The organism is Alcanivorax sp. HI0007, assembly GCF_001635525.1.
GTDB lineage: Bacteria > Pseudomonadota > Gammaproteobacteria > Pseudomonadales > Alcanivoracaceae > Alcanivorax.
In genome coordinates this window covers 1-258 of sequence record NZ_LWEJ01000080.1, presented here as the reverse complement: position 1 = coordinate 258, position 258 = coordinate 1, and the positions used below count along the sequence as shown (strand labels likewise).

General features: G+C 58.5%; 1 pseudogene. It reads right to left on the bottom strand.

Annotation, left to right across the window (positions count from 1 at the left end):
* A pseudogene (locus tag A3714_RS17925) lies at nucleotides 1-256 on the bottom strand (hypothetical protein); the annotation flags it as partial.
* Nucleotides 257-258 lie beyond the last annotated feature (2 nt).

Below are 258 nucleotides of genomic sequence, written 5' to 3'. Positions count from 1 at the left end.
TGTAACCCGGCAGCCGGGTCATCACATTCTCTTCCCACTGCTGCCACAGCCAGCTTCCCAGACGGGTGGCCACCAGGGTCCCCACCAGAAAGCACAGCACCAGCACCGCCAGCACTGACAACCAGTCGGCCACAAACTTGGGCAGATCGAAGGCGCGGATAAAGACCGAGGTAAAGGGGGCGATCATTTCCGTCACCGTCTGGTAAATCCAGCGGAAGAAAAACACGATGATGGAAATCGGCAGCAGGATGGTCAGGC